Source organism: Streptomyces sp. NPDC058955, assembly GCF_042741435.1.
Classification (GTDB): Bacteria; Actinomycetota; Actinomycetes; order Streptomycetales; family Streptomycetaceae; genus Streptomyces.
In genome coordinates, this window is record NZ_JBHYKM010000008.1 from 1 (window position 1) to 17,483 (window position 17,483).

Genomic DNA, 17,483 nt, shown 5'->3' on the forward strand with positions numbered 1-17,483 from the left:
CTGCTGCCGATCGCCCTGTGGCGCGAGGACGCCGAGGGGCGGATCGTCGAGTGGTGGCGGGGCGGCCCCGGGCCCCCGGGGGCCCCCCCCCTCCGGGGGGGCGGGCCCCGGGGGCGCTTCCGGTGTCCGCTCGGCGGCCAGCTCCTCCTCCAGGGCCTTGGCCCGCTCGGAGAGGCGCCGGCCCCGGCCCGGGCGCTGCTCTCCGCCGGCGTCGGCGTCCCGGCGTTCGCCGGGCGGGCCCTGCTGGCCGGGGATGTGGGCCAGCGGGGGCACGATCGGGCGGCCGCCCTTGCCGCGGACGACCTTCCGGACGGGCTGCGGATTCCGGCGGGCCCTGCCCTCCTGGGCGGTGACGGGCTGTTCGGGCTCCGGGTCCGGGGCGGGCTCCTTGCCGTGCTCCGGCTCGGGCTCGGGGTCGCGCTCCGGCTCCCGTCCGCCGGGCTCCCGTCCGCCGGGCTCCCGTCCGCCGGGCTCCCGTCCGCCGGGCTCGGGGGCGTACGGGCCGGGCTCGGGCTCCGGCGCGGGGCGCTGTTCGAACAGCTCGCGCTCCCGGCGCACCCGCTCCTCGGCCTCGACGACGGCGGCGGGCGGTTCGAGGAGGCGGGCGAAGGGCAGCGCGATCACGCGGGCCCCGTCCTGCGGTCCGGCGTTGTCCGTCCGGCGCGGCGGCCGGCGGACGCCCCGCGCGTCGTTCTGCCCCTGGGCGTACGCGTCGGCGACGCGGCGCTCGTACTCCCGTCGTATGCGCGGGAGTTCGTCGGAGACGGCCTCGGCCCAGCCGGAGGTGAAGGCGGTGGTCTCCCGGCGGTCGATCTCTGACCGGGGGATGACGACCAGCTCGTCGGGGGCGTGTCCGAGGACGTGGACGAGCTCGGAGAGGCGTGCGAAGAGGTGGGGCAGGTCGGGGTGGGACGCGAGCCAGTCGACCACCCGCTCCCGCCGGTTCGCTCCAGGCTCCGTGTCCATGGTCAGTGCTGCCTTCCAGCCCCCTGGGGTCCCCGCGCGCCCCTCGCGCCCCTCGCTCCCCCGGAGTGGTCGGGTCCGGGAAGAGCGTCCTCCAGATTACCCGGTCGAAGTTTTCTTTCGATCACCGCCAACTCGTACGGGGACTTGACGAGAAGACACGCCGTCAGGCCCAACCCGCTCGACAAACATCGAACAGATGTTCCACACTCTGTTCGCACAGCAGTTCGAACACGTGGTGCCCCCGCTCTCCGCACGCACGCGGCGCCGCCACGCACGCACGGGCAAGCAACGGAAGGCAGGCGTCCATGACTCAGCCGGGCGAGGCATCGCGACCGCACATCCCGCTCCAGGACCGCCTCCGCCGGCTCCTCGACGGACCCGCCGCCCTCGACAAGAGAGCGCTGCTCGGCACCTTGTGCGCCGAGGTCTCCCGCCGCGAGACCCTCGCGTACGCGGCGGGCTGGAACGACGCCCTCGCGACGGCGCGGCGCGGCTCCCGCCCGGAGACCGGCGCCTAGCCGCGACGCGCAGCCCCTGTGGACACGAGCCCCTGCCGGGATCCGGCAGGGGCTTTTCGGCGCTTGGCCCCCACGGGCCGGAAGCGGAGGAACGACATGGCAGAACCCGCAGAACCGACCGGCGGCGGCGCCGCCGAACCCCCCGCGGGCGGCGAGGAGGAGAAGCCCGCGTGGGAACAGACGATGGAGGACCTCAACCTCGGCATCGTCCCCACCGTCTACAACCTCTTCACCGAGGGCGGCTGGATCGCCCTCGCCACCGCGGGCGCCGTCGCCGCCGGCGCCGCCCTCGTCACGTCCATCAAGACCTCGGCCGCGATCGCGGCCAAGACGCTGACCCTCAAGGCCCAGAGCCTCGCCACCCCGCGCAACGAGGCCGGCGAACGCATGGTCCGGGTCCGCAACCCCGGGAGCGACTACGGCGGCACCGAACGGCGCAGGCTCCAGGACGTCCTCGACGAGGCGCGCGCCAAGCGCCTGGCGGACGCCGGGCGCCCCCCGGCGGACGGCGCCGGCGGCGGGGCGATGGCCCCCATCCCGGCGGACGCCAAGTTCGGTCCGCTGCGGTACGAGCTCAAGCTGCTCAACCCGCTCCTGGAGGCGTTCAACAAGCACGCCCCCGGCTTCGTCGAGCAGTTCCGCAAGTTCCCGGGCAAGCGGGAGGCGAGCGGCGCGGCGAAGGGCGTCGAGAAGGTCGCGAACGCGGTCAGGAACGTGGACCACCAGGCCCTGCCGCAGGTGGCCACCGGCATGGGCAAGATCAAGGGCGCGGTGCTGAACTCCGACCCCAAGAAGACCGCCGACTTCGCCAAGGCCATCGGAAAGCTCAAGTCCGCCATGCGCAACTTCGACGTGGACGGCGTCCCCAAGGCCGGCACCCTCGGTCCGGCCGCCGACGCGGCCGAGAAGCTCGCCACCCACACCAGCACGCTCACCCGGCACATGCGCGGGTTCGCCGAGGCGGTGCAGGCACTCAACCGGGAGATGACCGGCGGCGCCGGCGCCTGACCCCCACCCCGTCCCGAAAGGAGGTACACCCATGTCTCTCGTCAGGAACCTCAGGAACGCCTCGACCGCGCTCGGCGGCCTCAAGTCCCAGGCATCCGGCGCCGGCACCTCGGTCAGGAAGGTCGGCGACGCCGGCCGGGCCGCGTCCGGTCAGCTCAGGACGCTGCGTACGAACGCCCAGGGCGCCGGCACCCAGCTCAAGAACCTCAAGACCGCGTCCGACCAGGCCGAGCGGGCCATGAAGAAGGCCGGCGACACCGCCCAGTCGGCCGGCGGCAAGCTCGGCCGGTACGAGTCCGGCGCCGGCAAGGCCGCCAAGGGCCAGGACAAGCTCAACAGGTCCATGAAGGGCAACTTCCTGGTCCGGCTGCTCGAACTCTTCATGCCGCTCATCGAGGCGATCGTCGACATGGCGCTGCGCTCGAAGACGATGCAGACGGTCCTGAAGAAGGCGTTCAGCGCGATCAAGAGCGTGATCAGCTCGGTCATGAAGGCCATCGGGCCGATCATGAAGAAGGCCGGGTCGCTGATCAAGACGGTCTGGAACGGCATCAAGAAGGCCATCTCGACCGTCGTCAAGGCCGTCGCCACCGTCATCAAGACCTACGTGAAGATCTGGAAGACGGTCATCACCACGGTCATGAAGGCGATCAAGACGGTGATCAGCACCGTCTGGAACGGCATCAAGCGCGTCATCACCCCGGTCGTCAACTGGATCAAGTCCGCGATCCCCAAGGCGTTCAGCGCGGTCAAGGACAAGATGTCCTCGATCTGGAACGGCCTCAAGTCCATCGCGTCCCGCGCCTTCGACGGCATCAAGAACGGCGTGAAGGGCCCGATCAACGCGGTCATCGGCCTGATCAACCGCATGATCGGCGCCCTCAACAAGGTCAAGGTCAGCGTCCCCGGCTGGGTGCCCGTCGTCGGCGGCAAGACCTTCGGCGTCTCCATCCCGACCATCCCGATGCTCGCCACCGGCGGTGTCGTCATGCCCCGCACCGGCGGCGTCCCGGCCATCCTCGCCGAGGCCGGCGAGGCCGAGGCCGTCCTGCCGCTCTCCAAGCTCGACCGGCTGCTCGCCCTCACCGCCCGCCGGGCCCGCCAGGCCGGCGGCCCGTCCGCCGGAACCGTCGGCGCCGGACTGCACATCGAGCACTACCACGCCGCCCGCGACAACAACCCGAAGGCCACCGCCGACGCCCTCATGTACCTGGTGAAGGCGCGAGGAGCCCGGGCATGAGCGCCGCGCTCGCCATGCCCCGGTTCCGCGTGGTCGCCGGCCCGATGGACGCCCTGCGGCAGGGCGCCACCGGCGCGCGGGGCGCGGTGAGCGGCCTCCGGCAGGACATCCGGCGCGCCGCCGCCGGCCTCGGCTCCCTCACCACCGCCGCCCGCACCGCCGGCACCGGCGTCCGCGCCCTCGGCCGGGACTCCGCCGGCACCGGCACCGCCCTCGACAAGCTCCGCCGCTCCCCCGCCGCCGCCCGCCTCAAGCGGACCGCGACCGCCGCCGGCAGGGCCCGTACCGCCGCCCGGCGGATCGGCACCGGCGCCGGCGCGCTCCTCGGCGCCCTGCTGCCGCTGCTGCCCGTCACCGACGTCATCGCCGGCCTGATGGGCACCTTCGGCACCGTCATGACCGTCGCCTCGATCGCCATGACGGGCGTCAACGTCGCCATGCGGGCCAACCCGCTCGGCTTCCTCGTCGGCCTGATCGTGCCCATCGCGGCGTACCTCGTCGAACTGGCCGTCAACTCCCGGACGGGCCAACGGATCATCCGGCAGGGCATCCAGCAGGCCCTCAAGGGCTTCCAGGCGATCTGGGCCTTCCTCCAGCCGATCCTGAAGCTCATCGGCAAGGCCGTCGGCCTCTACTTCAAGGCGTACCTGACGGTCTTCAAGACCGCGTTCCGGATCCTGGGCTCGGTCATCGGCGGGATCTCCCGGATCGGCTCCGCCGTCCGCTCCGCCTCGACCGCGCTCACCGGCATCGCCTCCCGCACCATCGGCGCGATCAGAACCGCGGTGCGGCCGGTCGTCCGCTGGATCACCGACAAGATCCCCGGCTTCTTCCGCACCGCCAAGGACGCCGTCTCCCAGGCCCTGCGCGGCATCGGAGAGCTGGTGAAGGGCGGGCTCAGCGCCGTCCTCGGCGTGGTCAAGGGGCCGGTCAACGGCCTCATCGCCTTCGCCAACTGGATCATCGACGGGCTCAACAAGCTCAGCTTCGAGATCCCCCTCACCGGCAAGAAGTTCGGCGTCGAACTCGACAAGCTCCCGATGCTCGCCGAGGGCGGCATCGTCTCCCCCGGCACCCCGGACGACCACCGCATCGACCCGGTGGCCCAGCTGGAGCACCGGCGCGTCCCGGCCCTCACCGAGCCGCCCCCGCGGCCGCACCGCGTCCGGGACTTCCACGAGGAGCCCGGCGCCGGCCCCCGCGGCACCGCCGAGGACCTGCTCTTCCTGCTGACCGCCCACGCCGGGCCGTCCGCGGCCGACTGGCCGGTCCTCGCCGCCGCCGGCTCCTGACCGCCCTCCGTACGCCCATCCGAAGTGAGGTGACGGCCGCCATGGCCGAGACCACGACCCCGTACGCCGGAAACTCCCACACCGCCGACCTCGCGCCCGGCTCGCTCATCACCCAGGACGGGCAGATGCAGTGGGCCGGGCTGCTCATCGGCCCCGGCACCCCCTTCGCCGTCGACAAGTCCGGCCTGTCCGGCTGGGAGGACCTGCCCGAGTACGACTCCTCCGACGCCGACCGCCCGACCTCCCACGGCGCCTGGCCCGGCTCCCGCTACGCCAAGCCCCGCAAGACCGGCGGCACCATCGTCCTGATGCCCGAGCACGGCGGCGCCCCCGCCGCCGTGCGGGCGCTGCGGCAGGCGCTGGCCCTGCTCGACGAGGAGCGCTGGCTCGCCGTCCGGCTGCACGGCGAGACGCTCGCCGTGCGCGCCCGGATCGCCCAGCGCGTGGTCCCCGCCGACCAGGGCTTCGCCACCCAGGGCAGCTCCCGGATGTCCGTCCAGTGGCTGGCCGCCGACCCCCGCCGGTACGTGGTCAACGAGCAGATCGCCACGACCACCCCGCCGCAGCCGGAGGCCGGCCTCACCTGGCCGCTGACCTGGCCGCTGTCCTGGGGCGAGGCCAAGTCCACCGGCGACGCCGTCGCCGAGAACACCGGCTCCGCCCCCACCCACCCGGTGATCGTCTTCCGCGGCCCCTGCTCGATGCCGAGCGTCACCGAGCGGGTCAGCCGCCGCCGGCTGCGGTACGCGATCGACCTGGCCGCCGGCGACGAACTCACCGTCGACACCCGCGCGGGCACCGTGATGCTCAACAACTCCGCGTCCCGGCTGCACACGGCGATGGCCGACTCCACCCCGGAGGAGCTGTTCGTCCTGGAGCCCGGCCGCAGCGACCTGTCCTTCCGGCCCGAGGAGGGCCCCGAGCAGGCCCTCATGACCGTCCGCTGGCGCAGCGCCGAATGGTGACGGGCGCATGACCCCGCGCCGCCGGGCGGCCGCCGCGCGCCGCCGCCCGGCGGCCGTACCGCATCCCCTCCCCTACCCCGAGGTGACCCCATGACCGTACGAGCCGCCTGGCTCCAGCCCACCGGCCAGACCCGCGAGGACACCCGGCTCACCCTCGCCGCCCTCCTCACCCCCAGCGGCCAGAGCCCCGAAGAGACCCCGCTCCGCTCCCGGCCCGGCGTCCTGCCCGGCGGCCTGCTGCTCACCGGCAGCGCGCCCATGCAGGCCACCGTCGGCACCGGCCGCGCGATCGTGCAGGGCAAGGACACCGCCCAGGGCGCCTACCTGGTCGCCGTCACCGCGCCGGAGACGCTGACCGTCGAGGACGGCAACGCGGAGTACGACCGGATCGACCTGATCGAACTGGCCGTCGTCGACGACGCCTACGACCAGACCGGCACCACCGAGGCCGTCGTCCGCCTCGTCAAGGGCAAGCCCGAGGCCACCCCGCAGGTCCCGGCCAGCCCCGCCGGCAGCGTGCTGCCGCTCTACACCATCCGGGTGCCGAGGGGCGTCTCGGCCGGCACCGGCGGCATCGCCTGGGCGACCGCCGTCACCACCCAGCACTGGCCGGTCGTCGCCCTCGGCGGGATCATGCCGACCAGCGGCTACAAGGGCGCCTACGCCGGCCAGTACCGGGACGCCGCCGGGCTGCTCCAGCGCTGGGACGGCACCACCTGGGTCTCGTACCCGAAGGCGATCGGCGGCATCGCGCCGAGCACCACCGCCACCGGCGGCTACACCGGACAGTTCCGGGACACCGGCAAGGGCCTCCAGCGCTGGGACGGCGGCGCCTGGCAGTACACGGAGGGCGCCACCACCGTGCTGTTCGGCGCCACCCAGTGGACGACCGCGCAGCAGCAGACGATCCCCTCCGGCACCTGGACCACGCTCAGCCTGCCGACCGTCGAGGTCGACGACACCGGCGGCTTCAACGGCACCACCACCTACACCGTGTCCCGCGCCGGCTGGTACCGGGTCACCGCCCACGCCACCTTCGCCAACGACAGCCAGACCGGCATGCGCGGCGCCCGGATCCTCATCAGTGGCGTCGGCCAGGCCCGCTTCACCTGGCTCATCCCGGCCGGCAACGGCGCCATCACCGTCGGCGGCAGCGGCCTGCTCCCGCTCAGCGCGGGCGACACGCTCCAGCTCTCCGGCTTCCAGAACAGCGGCGCGGCGGTGAAGACCCTCGGCGGCTCCGGCTACGGCTGCACCCTCGCCGCCGAGTGGATCAGGTCCTGACCCCACTCCCCCGACGAACCCACCGCACCTCCCCGATTGGAGAACCCCGTGAACCTGCGCAGCAGCTGGCTCGCCGTGACCGGCCAGACCCGCGAGGACACCCGCCTCACCCAGACCGGCGTCACCACCCTCGCCAACCCGGTCCAGGTCCGCTCCGGCATCCTGCCCGGCTCCTACGACGGCCAGTACCGGCTCTCCGGCTTCTGGACCTTCGGCTCGGCCCCGATGACCGCGACCGTCTCCGAGGGCCGGGCGGTCATCCAGGGCGAGATCTCGCAGGGCGCCTACCCGGTGACGCTGCCGAACTCCGAGACCGTCACCTTCGCCCCGGGCAACGCCCAGTACAACCGCGTCGACCTGATCGTCCTCAAGATCTACGACTCGCTGTACGACGTCGACCCGCAGAACGAGCGGTACGAGGCGAAGCTGGAGGTCATCCAGGGCACCGCCGACCCGAACCCGCAGCCCCCGGCCGCCGGGCCGCGCTGCCTGGCGCTGTACGAGGTGCTCGTGCCGGCCGGCGTCAGCGCGGGCAACGGCGGCATCCCGTGGGACAGTTCGCTCAAGGACCTGCGCACCCCGGTCGTCGGCCTCGGCGGCATCCTCCCGCTGGAGGGCCCGGCGCAGCCCGGCGCCTACCCGGGCCAGTTCCAGGACACCGGCAACAAGCAGCCGCTGCAGCGCTGGAACGGCGGGGCCTGGGTCTCGTACCCGGAGGAGGTCGGCGGCATCGTCCCCAGCTCGGCCTCCAGCACCCCCGCGAGCTACACCGGCCAGTACCGGGACTCCACCACCGGCATCCTCCAGCGGTACAACGGCACGGCCTGGGTGCCGGCCGTGCCCGGCCCGTACTTCGTCGACAGCGCCGACGAGGGCGAGACCACGTCCGGCACCTACACCTCGACGCTGGTGGGCCGCACCACCAACCCGCTCAAGGTCTCCTTCACCGCCCCGCCGTCGAAGTCGGTCGCCGTCGCCTTCGGCTGCCGCATGAAGTCCCGCGACGACTGCCACGCGTACATGGCGCTCGAACTCTCCCGCGGCGGCACGGTCGTCGCCCCGCCCCAGGACGAGTACGGGATCTACTCCGCGAGCACCACGACGATCACGGCCTCCACCATCCGCCGGATCTCCAACCTGACCCCGGGCGAGACCTACACGCTCACCGCCTTCTTCCGGGTCGTCCCCACCACCCCGGCCATCAAGGCCGTCATCGACAACACGTACATCAAGGTCGACCCGCTGCCGTAGCCGGCCACCGCCCCCGCCCACCGAAAGGAGCACCCCATGGCTGTGCGTCCCGGCTGGCTGCTGCCCACCGGCCAGACCCGCCAGACGACCCGCCTGACCCAGGTCGGGGCCGTCACCCCGGCCGACCCGCTCGTCTCCCGCTCCGGCGTCCTGCCGGGCTCCGCGGACGGCCAGTACCGGGTCGGCGGACTGTCCATGACCGGCAGCGGGCCGATGACCTCGACCGTCCACGCGGGGCGGGCCGTCGTCCAGGGCCCGCCGGAGCAGGGCGCGTACCCGGTCACCCTCGACGGGGACACCGTCCTCACCTTCGGCGACGGCAACCCGCTGCACCCGCGGATCGACCTCGTCGTGCTCCGCGTCCGCGACGCCGACGCCGACAACGGCGGCACGTACGAGGCCGGCCTGGAGATCGTCGTCGGCCAGCCGTCGGCCACCCCGGTCGCCCCGCCCGCGCCGGCCTCGTCGCTGCCGCTGTTCACCGTCCGCGTCAAGGCCGGGACCTCGGCCGGCACCGGCGGCATCGCCTGGACCGGCGGCGACCTGACCGACCTGCGCACCACGGTCGCGGCCGTCGGCGGCATCCTGCCCGTCTACAACAACGCCGGTGTGCCGGGCTCGTATCCGGGCCAGTACCAGGACAACCACACCGCCCACCACCTCCAGCGGTGGAGCGGCACCGAGTGGGTGCCGTACCCGAAGGAACTCGGCGGCGTCGCCCCGCAGGGCGCGCTCTCGGTCGGCAGCTACGCCGGTCAGTTCCGCGAGCACAACGGCGTGCTCCAGCGGTGGAACGGCACCGTGTGGGCGACCTACCACCCGCCGGTGGAGTCCGAGACGACCACGTCCGGCGCGGTCGCGCTCCCCAACTGGGCCCTCGTCTCCTACGACGCCCGGCGCACCCGGAGCGGGCTGTGCACCATGACGGTCACCCTCAACCGCACCGGGCCGCAGATCGACGCCAACAGCGCCGGCAACATCGTCGACGAGCCCCTGTGCACCCTGCCGTCCGGCTGGCGCACCGCCGTCGGCATGGACGCGGTGGTCTCCGACGGCTTCGCCGACGGCACCGCCTGGCTCTCCACCAACGGCCAGGTCACCCTGCGCACCTGGTCCTCGAACGGCGCCCTCGTCAACGGCCGCAACGTCCGCGTCAGCGCCACCTACATCCTCCCGTGAGGTCCGCATGAGTCTCGACACGCCCTACCGGGCCATCTTCTGCGACCTGGTGACCGACCACACCCTCGACATCCTGCCCCTGCGGGACGTCTCCTTCGAGGACTACATCGGCCGCGCCGGCTCGCTCTCCGGCACCGTCCCCATCCCCGACCGCGCGATGGCCGACCGGGCCCACCAGATCAAGCCCGGCCGCACCACCGTCTACCTGGAGCGCGGCGGCTACCTGTGGTGGGGCGGCATCGTCTGGACCACCAACCTCCAGAGCAGCGACCGCGGCGTGGTCACCCTCGGCATCCAGGCCGCCACCTTCGACTCGTACGCGGCCCGGCGCCGGATCCGCGTCGACCTCAAGTACAACCAGGTCGAGCAGTTCGAGATCGCCCGCGACCTGTGGGCACGGCTCGGCGCCGGCCTCGGGGCGAGCCTCGTCGAGCCGGGCGACGACACCCCCTCGGAGCCGGTGCCGCGCACCGCCTCCTTCCGGCTCGGCGACGAGACCGCCTACCAGGAGGCGCTCGACCAGCTCGGCGCCTACGAGGACGGCTTCGAGTACCAGATCCTCGTCTACCGCGACCCCACCCACGGGCAGCGGGTCCGCCGGCTCCGGCTCGGCTCGCCCAGGATCCGCACCGGCGCCACGGACATGGTCTTCGACCGGCCCGGCACGATCCTCAGCTACTCCCTGCCGGACGACGCCACCCGCGGCGGCACCACCTCGCTCGCCCGCGGCGCCGGGACGAACGCCAACGCCGCCGCCGAGTCCCGGCCGACCCTGTCCGCGGAGGTCACCGCCACCGGACTGCCGGACCGCTGGCCCCAGCTGGACATCTCCACGGACTACAACGACATCAGCGACAAGGCCACGCTGGACGCGCTGGCCAAGGCCGCCCTCGCCGAGGCCGAGGGCTCGGTGCAGATCCCCGAGATCAGCATCCGGCTCTCCGGGATCGTGCCCCCGGCGCTCCTCGGCCGCACCGCCCGCATCCGGATCACCGACGAATGGCACCCGACGGGCCTCGACGCCCGCTTCCGGATCGTCGGCGTGAAGGTCCGGCCGGCCGAGCGGGGCCGCCCCGACACCGCCGAACTCGCCCTGGAGAAGGCCTGATGGCACTGCTGCCCGAGGACATCATCGACCGGCTGATCCAGATGGAGCGCCGGCTCAACGCCCTTTCCGCGGCGGTCCACACCCGCCCGCCGCTGACCGAGATCACCAACGGCTCGCTGACGCTGAAGCGGCAGCCCGACCCCGGGGACCCGGCCACGGTCGTCGCCCACCTCACCACCAGCGGCCCGGGCGGCACCAAGCCCGTGCTGCGCTTCAACGACGCCTACGGCCACGAGGTCCTCTCCGACGACATCCTCAGCGGCGGCCTCGCCCGGCCCTGGCTGCCGATGCTGCCGCCGCAGGACATGGCCTCGGCGAACTGGCCGGCGACCGCCTCCACCGCCTGGGCGACGATCGCCCAGTCGCAGAACCCGGTCTGGCAGCCCAAGATGCGGCTCCGGATGTTCACCCGGGCCTCCTCCGGCGCCACCGGACAGATCCGGGTGATGGTCGGCGGCGCCCAGTTCGGCCCGACCGTGGCCGCCGGCTCCGTCTTCGACCACACCGGCGTCGTCACCGCCGACATGCAGGCCGACTTCGGCAAGGACCTCACCGTGGAGATCCAGGCCCAGGTCACCAGCGCCTCCGGCACGGTCTACGCCAAGCCGGTGCTGATGCACGGCCGCCAGACCTGACCCCGCCCCGCACCACCGAGAGAGGACAGCACCCGTGATCCCCGACCCGAACCAGCCCTGGGGCGTCGAGATCGACTACGCGGGCCGCGGCACCGTCGTCGAGGACGGCCACACCGTCGACCTGCGCCTGTACGACAACACCCTCGGCGGCCCGCTGCAGCTCGACCCGATGACCGGCGAGTACCCGGCGGTGTACGTCACCGCCCAGGTCGTCGAGAGCGGCGAGAGCGGCGCCCAGCTCCGCGGCCACGGCCTCGCCATGGTCCAGCCGGCGCACGGCCGCCCGGCCGTGCCCGACCCGGCCGCGGTCGTCCGGGCCGTCGCCGCCGCCCTGGCCGACTTCGAGACCCGCCGGGCCGCCTCCGCCGCACTCTGCGCCACCTGGGCCCCGGCCCCCGCACCGGAGCCCGGGCCGGCCCCGGAACCGGAGCCCGCCCCGTAACGCCCCGCGCACGCCCCGCACGCCCGCCCCGCGCCGCCGACGGCCGGGGTCTTCGCATGTCTGGAGGAGAACAGTTGGCCACTCCCCTCTCCGCGGACCGGCTCCTCGCCGCGCTCCGCGCCGAAGGCGTCACCGTCGTCGAGCACCCCGGCTGGCGCACCCACAACCGCAACGGCGCCGGTGCCTGGGGCCCGGTCTCCGGCGTCATGATCCACCACACCGTGTCCAGCGGCACCAGGTCCTCGGTCGCGCTGTGCTTCGACGGCTACGAGGGCCTGCCCGGCCCGCTCTGCCACGGCGTGATCGCCAAGGACGGCACCGTCCACCTGGTGGCCCACGGCCGCGCCAACCACGCCGGCGGCGGCGACCCGTCCGTGCTGCGGGCCGTCGTCACCGAGGCGTACGGCGACCGGCCGCCGGCCCCCCGCGAGCACCAGGGCAGTCCCGGCGCCGTCGACGGCAACTCCCGCTTCTACGGCTTCGAGTGCGTCAACCTCGGCGACGGCACCGACCCCTGGCCGGCCGCCCAGCTCGACGCGATCGAGCGGGTCTCCGCCGCCCTCTGCCGGGCCCACGGCTGGGGCGCGAAGTCCGTCATCGGCCACCTGGAGTGGTCCGACTGGAAGAGCGACCCCAAGGGCTTCGGCATGCCGGGCCTGCGCGACCGGGTGCAGAAACGGCTCGGCGCCGCCCCCGCCCCCCGGCCGACCGCCCCGGCGAAGCCCGCCGCCCCGAGGTACCACCCCTTCCCCGGCACCTCGTTCTTCCGCACCGCCCCCAGCTCCCCGCTGGTCACCGCGATGGGCCGGCGGCTGATGGCCGAGGGCTGCGGCCGGTACCAGGTCGGGCCCGGCCCCCGCTGGACCGAGGCCGACCGGCAGTCGTACGCGGCCTGGCAGCGCAAGCTCGGCTTCCGCGGCGCCGACGCCGACGGCTGGCCCGGCGCCGCCTCCTGGAACGCCCTCAAGGTCCCGTACACCCAGTGATCCCGTGAGGAGAGACCCCCACATGTCCGAAGCCGCGAAGCGCACGGCCCGCACCGTGCTGCAGACCGCCGTCGCCCTCGCCCTCGTCCTGCCCGCGCTCGTCGACGCCTCCGGCATCCCCGCCTCCCTGCCCTGGGTGGCCGGCGCGCTCGCCGTCGCGGGCGGCCTGACCCGGGCCATGGCGGTCCCCGCCGTCCAGCTCCTGCTGCCCTCCTGGCTGCGGACGGAACAGGGCGGTGCCGATGACCGAGGCTGATCCGAACGACCCGGTCGCGGTGGCGCTCGAACTGGAGCGGCTCCGCGGCACCCTCGAAGCCGGCTTCGCCCGCGTCGACGGCTCGCTCGCCCTGCTCGTCCAGCGCAGCGACCAGACCGACCGGCAGCTCGCCGACCACGAGGCCAGGCTCGACGACCTGGAGCGGGCCCGCTGGCCGCTCGCCTCCGTCGCCGCGCTGACCGCGAGCGCGGGCGTGCTGGTCGCCCTCTGGGAACTGACCACCCGCTGAAACGCCGCAGGGCGGCACCCCCGGAAAGGGGTGCCGCCCTGCGGTTTCGCACTCTTACTGGTTGTACGGACCGTAGTCGTAGTCCTCCAGCGGAACGGCCTGGCCGGAGCCGGTGCCGAACGGCGAGTAGTCGAGGTCGTCGTAGCCGACGGACGAGTACATCGCCGCCTTGGCCTCCTCGGTCGGCTCGACCCGGATGTTGCGGTAGCGGGACAGACCCGTACCGGCCGGGATGAGCTTACCGATGATCACGTTCTCCTTGAGGCCGATGAGGCTGTCGGACTTGGCGTTGATCGCCGCGTCCGTCAGGACTCGGGTCGTCTCCTGGAAGGAGGCGGCCGACAGCCAGGACTCCGTGGCCAGCGAGGCCTTGGTGATACCCATCAGCTGCGGACGGCCGGAGGCGGGGTGACCGCCCTCGGTGACCACACGACGGTTCTCCTGCTCGAACTTCGAGCGCTCGACCAGCTCGCCCGGGAGGAGCTCCGCGTCGCCGGACTCGATGATCGTCACGCGGCGGAGCATCTGCCGGATGATGATCTCGATGTGCTTGTCGTGGATCGACACGCCCTGCGAGTTGTAGACCTTCTGGACTTCGCCGACCAGGTGGACCTGGACCGCGCGCTGACCGAGGATCCGGAGCACGTCGTGCGGGTTGGTGGCACCCACGGTGAGCTTCTGGCCCACCTCGACGTGGTCGCCCTCGCCCACGAGCAGACGGGCACGCTTCGAGATCGGGAACGCCGTCTCGTCGCTGCCGTCGTCCGGGGTGACGACGATCTTCTTGGTCTTCTCGGTCTCCTCGATGCGGACGCGACCGGCCGCCTCGGAGATCGGGGCGACACCCTTGGGCTGACGCGCCTCGAAGAGCTCGACGACACGCGGCAGACCCTGGGTGATGTCGTCACCGGCCACACCACCGGTGTGGAAGGTACGCATCGTCAGCTGGGTACCGGGCTCACCGATGGACTGGGCGGCGATGATGCCGACCGCCTCACCGATGTCGACCAGCTTGCCGGTGGCCAGCGAGCGGCCGTAGCAGAAGGCGCAGGTGCCGACGGCGGACTCACAGGTCAGGACCGAGCGGGTCTTGACCTCCTCGACGCCCGCGTTGACCAGGGCGTCGATCAGCACGTCACCCAGGTCGACGTTGGCCGGCGCGATGACCTTGCCGTCCACGACGACGTCCTCGGCGAGCATCCGCGCGTACACGGAGGTCTCGACGTCGTCCGTCTTCCGCAGGACACCGGCCTCGTCCTTGGCCGCGATCCGCAGCTTCAGACCGCGCTCGGTGCCACAGTCCTCCTCGCGGATGATGACGTCCTGCGAGACGTCCACCAGACGACGGGTCAGGTAACCCGAGTCGGCGGTACGCAGGGCGGTGTCGGCGAGACCCTTACGGGCACCGTGCGTCGAGATGAAGTACTCGAGGACGGAGAGGCCCTCACGGAAGGACGCCTTGATCGGACGCGGGATGGTCTCGTTCTTGGCGTTCGACACCAGACCACGCATACCGGCGATCTGCCGCATCTGCATCATGTTTCCTCGGGCACCCGAGTCAACCATCATGAAGATGGGGTTCGTCTTGGGGAAGTTCGCGTTCATCGCCTCGGCGACCTCGTTGGTCGCCTTGGTCCAGATCGCGATGAGCTCCTGCGTGCGCTCTTCCTTGGTGATCAGACCGCGCTCGTACTGCTTCTGGACCTTCTCGTCCTGCTCCTCGTAGCCCCTGACGATGGCCTTCTTGGCCTCGGGCACGACGACGTCGGAGATGGCCACGGTGACGCCCGAACGGGTCGCCCAGTGGAAGCCGGCCGCCTTCAGGTTGTCGAGCGTCGCCGCCACGATGACCTTGGGGTAGCGCTCCGCCAGGTCGTTGACGATCTCGGAGAGCTGCTTCTTGCCCACCGAGTAGTCGACGAACGGGTAGTCCTCGGGCAGCAGCTCGTTGAAGAGCGCGCGGCCGAGGGTCGTCTTCAGACGGAACGAGTCACCCTGCTGCCACTCCGGCTCGCCCTCCTCGGCGACCGGGGGAACCCAGCCGCGCGGCGGAACGGTGCCGATCGGGAAGCGGATGTCGATCTGCGACTGCAGCGACAGCTCGCCGGCGTCGAACGCCATGATCGCCTCGGCCGTGGAGCCGAACGCGCGGCCCTCGCCCTTGACGTCACGCAGCTCGCCGTCGGTGGTGAGGAAGAACAGACCGAGGACCATGTCCTGGGTCGGCATCGTCACCGGACGGCCGTCGGCGGGCTTGAGGATGTTGTTCGAGGACAGCATCAGGATGCGGGCCTCGGCCTGCGCCTCCGCGGAGAGCGGCAGGTGCACGGCCATCTGGTCACCGTCGAAGTCCGCGTTGAACGCGGTGCAGACGAGCGGGTGGATCTGGATGGCCTTGCCCTCGACCAGCTGCGGCTCGAAGGCCTGGATGCCGAGGCGGTGCAGCGTGGGCGCACGGTTCAGCAGGACCGGGTGCTCGGCGATGACCTCTTCGAGGACGTCGTACACGACCGTGCGGCCGCGCTCGACCATCCGCTTCGCCGACTTGATGTTCTGCGCGTGGTTCAGGTCGACCAGGCGCTTCATCACGAACGGCTTGAAGAGCTCCAGCGCCATGGCCTTCGGCAGACCGCACTGGTGCAGCTTGAGCTGCGGGCCGACGACGATGACGGAACGCGCCGAGTAGTCGACACGCTTGCCGAGCAGGTTCTGACGGAATCGACCCTGCTTGCCCTTCAGCATGTCGCTGAGGGACTTCAGCGGACGGTTGCCGGGGCCCGTGACCGGGCGACCACGACGGCCGTTGTCGAAGAGGGCGTCGACCGCCTCCTGGAGCATCCGCTTCTCGTTGTTCACGATGATCTCGGGGGCACCGAGGTCGAGCAGACGCTTCAGACGGTTGTTGCGGTTGATCACACGGCGGTACAGGTCGTTCAGGTCGGAGGTCGCGAAGCGGCCACCGTCGAGCTGCACCATCGGACGCAGGTCCGGCGGGATGACCGGCACGCAGTCGAGAACCATGCCCTTGGGGCTGTTCGCGGTCTGCAGGAACGCGGAGACGACCTTGAGGCGCTTGAGCGCACGGGTCTTCTTCTGGCCCTTGCCGGTGCGGATGATCTCGCGGAGCTTCTCGGCCTCCTCCTCGAGGTCGAAGGACTCCAGGCGCTTCTGCAGCGCCGCGGCACCCATCGAGCCGTCGAAGTACGTGCCGAAGCGGTCACGCAGCTCGCGGTAGAGGAGCTCGTCGCCCTCCAGGTCCTGGACCTTGAGGTTCTTGAAGCGGGACCAGACCTCGTCCAGACGGTCGATCTCGCGCTGCGCGCGGTCGCGCAGCTGCTTCATCTCGCGCTCGGCACCCTCGCGCACCTTGCGGCGCACGTCGGCCTTGGCGCCCTCGGCCTCCAGCTCGGCCAGGTCGGACTCGAGCTTCTTGGCGCGGTTCTCCAGGTCGGAGTCGCGGCGCTGCTCGATCTGCTGACGCTCGACGGAGACGTGGGCCTCCAGCGACGGCAGGTCGCGGGTGCGACGCTCGTCGTCGACGTACGTGATCATGTACGCCGCGAAGTAGATGACCTTCTCCAGGTCCTTCGGGGCGAGGTCGAGCAGGTATCCGAGGCGCGACGGAACGCCCTTAAAGTACCAGATGTGGGTGACGGGAGCGGCCAGCTCGATGTGGCCCATCCGCTCACGGCGCACCTTGGCGCGGGTGACCTCGACGCCACACCGCTCGCAGATGATGCCCTTGAAGCGGACACGCTTGTACTTGCCGCAGTAGCACTCCCAGTCCCGGGTCGGACCGAAGATCTTCTCGCAGAAGAGTCCGTCCTTCTCGGGCTTCAGGGTGCGGTAGTTGATGGTCTCCGGCTTCTTGACCTCGCCGTGGCTCCACTGACGGATGTCGTCAGCGGTGGCCAGACCGATCCGGAGCTCGTCGAAGAAGTTGACGTCGAGCACTATGCGTCAATCCCTCTCAGGGTTGTAAGGCTGTGGGGTCTGATACGGGGGTCCTGGGGCGGGGGGGGGGGGGGGGGACCCACAAGCCACCCCCCCCCCCCCCCACCCCCCACACCCCCCCCCCACCGCGCCCGCCCCGCCGCCGCGGC

The 17,483-nt window shown here is 72.1% G+C and carries 15 protein-coding genes and 1 pseudogene; 14 read left to right on the top strand and 2 right to left on the bottom strand.

Annotation, left to right across the window (positions count from 1 at the left end; genetic code table 11):
• A pseudogene (locus ACFW1I_RS05655) lies at positions 1–966 on the bottom strand (hypothetical protein); the annotation flags it as partial.
• Positions 967–1,271: 305 nt separating this feature from the next.
• Here ACFW1I_RS05655 and ACFW1I_RS05660 point away from each other — a divergent pair.
• The 14 genes from ACFW1I_RS05660 to ACFW1I_RS05725 all read left to right on the top strand — a co-directional run bounded on the left by ACFW1I_RS05660 (position 1,272) and on the right by ACFW1I_RS05725 (position 13,380).
• Positions 1,272–1,484, top strand: coding sequence for a hypothetical protein (locus ACFW1I_RS05660; protein ID WP_384666356.1), 213 nt, complete (start codon positions 1,272–1,274; stop codon positions 1,482–1,484).
• Between the two features lie 96 nt (positions 1,485–1,580).
• Entirely contained in the window at positions 1,581–2,492 is a 912-nt protein-coding gene (locus ACFW1I_RS05665; RefSeq protein ID WP_384666358.1) for a hypothetical protein, read from the top strand.
• Between the two features lie 31 nt (positions 2,493–2,523).
• Positions 2,524–3,732 (top strand): phage tail protein, encoded by a 1,209-nt coding sequence (locus ACFW1I_RS05670; RefSeq protein WP_384666360.1) that lies wholly within the window; start codon positions 2,524–2,526, stop codon positions 3,730–3,732.
• Positions 3,729–5,024, top strand: coding sequence for a tape-measure protein (locus ACFW1I_RS05675; RefSeq protein ID WP_384666361.1), 1,296 nt, complete (start codon positions 3,729–3,731; stop codon positions 5,022–5,024). The genes ACFW1I_RS05670 and ACFW1I_RS05675 overlap by 4 nt, the downstream gene beginning before the upstream one ends.
• 41 nt (positions 5,025–5,065) lie before the next feature.
• Positions 5,066–5,989 (top strand): phage distal tail protein, encoded by a 924-nt coding sequence (locus ACFW1I_RS05680; protein ID WP_384666362.1) that lies wholly within the window; start codon positions 5,066–5,068, stop codon positions 5,987–5,989.
• Positions 5,990–6,079: 90 nt separating this feature from the next.
• Positions 6,080–7,273: a hypothetical protein gene (locus ACFW1I_RS05685; protein WP_384666364.1), complete on the top strand. Its 1,194-nt coding sequence runs from the start codon at positions 6,080–6,082 to the stop codon at positions 7,271–7,273.
• A 48-nt stretch (positions 7,274–7,321) separates the two neighbouring features.
• Positions 7,322–8,524, top strand: coding sequence for a hypothetical protein (locus ACFW1I_RS05690; RefSeq protein ID WP_384666366.1), 1,203 nt, complete (start codon positions 7,322–7,324; stop codon positions 8,522–8,524).
• 36 nt (positions 8,525–8,560) lie between these two features.
• Positions 8,561–9,703, top strand: a complete 1,143-nt coding sequence (locus tag ACFW1I_RS05695) for a hypothetical protein (RefSeq protein ID WP_384666368.1) — start codon at positions 8,561–8,563, stop codon at positions 9,701–9,703.
• Between the two features lie 7 nt (positions 9,704–9,710).
• Positions 9,711–10,811, top strand: coding sequence for a hypothetical protein (locus tag ACFW1I_RS05700; protein ID WP_384666370.1), 1,101 nt, complete (start codon positions 9,711–9,713; stop codon positions 10,809–10,811).
• Positions 10,811–11,446, top strand: a complete 636-nt coding sequence (locus ACFW1I_RS05705) for a hypothetical protein (RefSeq protein ID WP_384666372.1) — start codon at positions 10,811–10,813, stop codon at positions 11,444–11,446. The genes ACFW1I_RS05700 and ACFW1I_RS05705 overlap by 1 nt, the downstream gene beginning before the upstream one ends.
• A 34-nt stretch (positions 11,447–11,480) precedes the next feature.
• Positions 11,481–11,888: an ATP-binding protein gene (locus ACFW1I_RS05710; RefSeq protein ID WP_384666374.1), complete on the top strand. Its 408-nt coding sequence runs from the start codon at positions 11,481–11,483 to the stop codon at positions 11,886–11,888.
• Positions 11,889–11,962: 74 nt separating this feature from the next.
• Positions 11,963–12,874 (top strand): peptidoglycan-binding protein, encoded by a 912-nt coding sequence (locus ACFW1I_RS05715; protein WP_384666376.1) that lies wholly within the window; start codon positions 11,963–11,965, stop codon positions 12,872–12,874.
• A gap of 22 nt (positions 12,875–12,896) precedes the next feature.
• Complete coding sequence (locus ACFW1I_RS05720) at positions 12,897–13,130, top strand: hypothetical protein (RefSeq protein ID WP_384666377.1); 234 nt, start codon at positions 12,897–12,899, stop codon at positions 13,128–13,130.
• Positions 13,117–13,380 (top strand): hypothetical protein, encoded by a 264-nt coding sequence (locus ACFW1I_RS05725; protein ID WP_384666378.1) that lies wholly within the window; start codon positions 13,117–13,119, stop codon positions 13,378–13,380. Before ACFW1I_RS05720 ends, ACFW1I_RS05725 begins: the two co-directional genes overlap by 14 nt.
• 54 nt (positions 13,381–13,434) lie before the next feature.
• Here the strand turns inward: ACFW1I_RS05725 and ACFW1I_RS05730 are convergent, their stop codons facing one another.
• Complete coding sequence (locus tag ACFW1I_RS05730) at positions 13,435–17,334, bottom strand: DNA-directed RNA polymerase subunit beta' (protein ID WP_384666380.1); 3,900 nt, start codon at positions 17,332–17,334, stop codon at positions 13,435–13,437.
• Positions 17,335–17,483: the final 149 nt, after the last annotated feature.